Source organism: Mesorhizobium sp. FG116, from assembly GCF_057809835.1.
This window is the reverse complement of record NZ_JBMDKS010000088.1, coordinates 1-2,727: the sequence shown is the minus strand read 5'-3', so window position 1 is coordinate 2,727 and position 2,727 is coordinate 1. Positions and strand designations below refer to the sequence as shown.

General features: G+C 61.6%; 4 protein-coding genes. All 4 read right to left on the bottom strand.

Annotation, left to right across the window (positions count from 1 at the left end; translation table 11 throughout):
* Positions 1-226: 226 nt before the first annotated feature.
* Entirely contained in the window at positions 227-1,045 is an 819-nt protein-coding gene (locus tag ACODTY_RS23690; protein ID WP_488996627.1) for an amino acid ABC transporter ATP-binding protein, read from the bottom strand.
* The gene (locus tag ACODTY_RS23685; RefSeq protein WP_488996626.1) at positions 1,035-1,688 is read right to left on the bottom strand and encodes an amino acid ABC transporter permease; all 654 of its coding nucleotides are present in this window, start codon (positions 1,686-1,688) and stop codon (positions 1,035-1,037) included. The genes ACODTY_RS23690 and ACODTY_RS23685 overlap by 11 nt, the downstream gene beginning before the upstream one ends.
* The gene (locus ACODTY_RS23680; RefSeq protein WP_488996625.1) at positions 1,685-2,344 is read right to left on the bottom strand and encodes an amino acid ABC transporter permease; all 660 of its coding nucleotides are present in this window, start codon (positions 2,342-2,344) and stop codon (positions 1,685-1,687) included. Before ACODTY_RS23680 ends, ACODTY_RS23685 begins: the two co-directional genes overlap by 4 nt.
* Positions 2,345-2,444: 100 nt before the next feature.
* A partial coding sequence (locus ACODTY_RS23675; RefSeq protein ID WP_488996624.1) for a transporter substrate-binding domain-containing protein occupies positions 2,445-2,727 on the bottom strand: 283 nt, incomplete at its 5' end.

The following is a 2,727-nucleotide window of genomic DNA, read 5'->3' as shown; positions in this document are numbered from 1 at the left end:
GTACGGCGTGGCCATGAAGCTGGGTGTGTCGCCATAGATCAGCTTGACGAGCCGGGGGTTCTCGAAGGCGCTATCAGTCATTGTCGCTTCCACTTCTGCAGTTGATAAATGGTTCTCGCAGACACGCCCGCAGGCCCCGGATCGGCCCGATCCGGTTCCGTTTGCCTGACCTGCGGGTTGGAGGAGAGTTCGCGGGCAACCGCGGCCGGCTTGCGCCAGCGCTCCGCTAGAAGGAGCGTGTTCTCCAGGTATCGAGGAATTGCTTGAGGCGGTCATTCCGGGGTGCCCTGAAAATCTCAGCCGGGCTGCCCTTCTCGAGAATGATGCCCTTGTCCATGAACACGACGGTGTCGGCAATCTGCGCGGCAAAGCCCATCTCGTGAGTCACGATAGCCATCGTCATGCCTTCTTCGGCAAGCTGGCGCATCACCCCAAGCACCTCGCCCACCAGTTCGGGGTCGAGCGCCGAAGTCGGCTCGTCGAACAAGATGACGTGCGGCTTCATCGCAAGCGCGCGGGCGATCGCCACCCGCTGCTGCTGCCCGCCGGACAACTGGGAGGGATAGTTGCCGGCTTTGTCGCCAAGCCCCACCTTGGCGAGCGCTTCGCGGGCTTCCCTCTCCGCCTGCTCGGCCTTCAGCTTCCGGGTAGCACGCAGCGCCAGAGCGACGTTCTCCAACGCTGTCATGTGCGGCCAGAGGTTGAAGTGCTGAAAGACCATGCCGACATTGCGGCGAACCTTGGCGAGTTCGCCATGACGTTGCGGCAGACGGCGCGCACCCTGCTGCTTGTAGCCCAGCAACTGCCCTTCGATGCTGACCCGGCCGCCGGTGTAGGGATCCAGGAAGGCAAGGCATCTGAGCAGCGTGCTCTTGCCCGAACCGGAAGGGCCAATGATGCAGACCACCTCCGACCTTCGGATCTTTAGATCAATCCCGTTGAGAACAGGCACCGCGCCGAACGTCTTGGTGAGATTCTCGACCTCGATGACAACTTCCGGGTCGGAAGCAGCCAGGTCAATCCCGGACTGACCATCAAGCTCCATGACTAAACCTCCGCTCCAGGAACCGGCCGCTCCGGGCAACCGCCTCGATGATGACCCAGTAGATGAGTGTGACTGCGATGTAGGGTTCGATTATCGACGATGTCTCATTGACGATCTCGGTCGCGACCTTCGTCAACTCGCTGACCGTGATGATGGAGAGCAACGCTGACTCCTTGAACATCATCACTATCTGCCCAAACAGTGCGGGAATGATGAGGCGCAGCATTTGCGGAATCTCGATGCGCAGGACGATGCTGGCACGCGAGAGGCCGAGCATTTCCGCCGCCTCGACCTGCCCGCGCGGGATCGACTGGAAGCCGGCCCGAAATATCTCGGCGAAATAGGCCGCCCCGTAGACGCCGAGCCCGATGATGCCCGCAGGTGCCGGATCCATCATGAGCCCGATTGATGGGCCGCCATAGTAGAGCATGAACAGCACGATCAGCACCGGCGTGCCGCGCATGATCTCGATATATGTCCTGCACAACCACCGAACCGGGGCCAGCGACATTCCATAGAGCAGCGATATCACCAGGCCGAGGCCGAGCGCCAGGACCGTCGCCAGCAAGGTCACGTAAAGGGTGATCCAGGCGGCTGACAGGAGTAGGAACTGGTATTGGCTAATTGTTTCGATGATCGTCACGACTTGGCTCCACGTGCAAGTCGCGCCTCGGCGCGGCGGCCGAACTGGGCAATGACGAGATTCATGAGTATGTAGACCACGGCGATCAGCCCGTAGACCTCTAGCGGCCTATAAGTGGCGGACACGATCTGCTGTCCCGTGCGCAGCAATTCGGTCACCGAGATTACCGAGATGATCGACGAGTTTTTCAAGATGCTGATGAACTCGTTGACGATGGCGGGCGTCACCAGTCGCATCAACTGCGGGATGACGATGCGCCTGCGAATCGTGACTGGCGCTATACCAAGCATTTGAGCGGCCTCCACGTGTCCCTTTGGAACGACAGTCAGGCCTCCGCGGAAAATCTCCGCCTGGAAGGCCGAAGTGTTCAGCGTCAAGGCGAGCACCGCGGCGGTGACCGGCGACAGGTCCAGCCCGACCGTCGGCAGCAGGTAGAAGACGAGCAGTATCTGGACCAGCAAGGGCGTGCCACGCCAGAAGCTGCGGTAGACGGCGCAGAGCCGGCGGATCAGGCGGTTTTGCGAGACGAGGCCGAATGCGAAGGCGAGGCCCAAGGGCATTCCCAGCAGAATGGAAATGCCGGAGATGAGCGCCGTCGTTACTGCGCCCAGCAGCAGCGTCTCCTTGTAGGCCCATGCGATGTCCAGTATTTCCATCCGCTTTTCCTCCTGCCCCGGTCCGCGCGAGATTGTTCAGCGGCACCGTCGCGAGGTGGCGCTTCTTGCGAAAGACCGGGGTTGCCCTGGTGGCCGGTGCTTATTGCGGAGCCGGGAGCGTCAGCGGCAGATCGGCGGAGTTGCCGATCCACTTCTTCTGGAGTTCCGCCAGAACGCCGCTCTTGTTCAACTCCTGCAGACGCTCGTCAATCTTACGAACCAGCCCGGCGCTGTCCTCGTCCTTGCGGCCTGCCCAGGCGATATAGCGGCTAGGGCCGAAGGCGGGCTGGACGACCTCGAAATCGTCGGCGCGCTTCTGGGTCAGCATGAACAGGGCCGGCAACGTATTGGCCACGGCATCGATGCGGCCGACCATCAGGTCG

What these genes read in the sequence shown, in the direction of transcription:
- ACODTY_RS23680 (WP_488996625.1), bottom strand. Translation starts at nt 2,344, where the DNA reads ATGGAAATACTGGACATCGCATGGGCCTACAAGGAGACGCTGCTGCTG.
- ACODTY_RS23690 (WP_488996627.1), bottom strand. Translation starts at nt 1,045, where the DNA reads ATGGAGCTTGATGGTCAGTCCGGGATTGACCTGGCTGCTTCCGACCCG.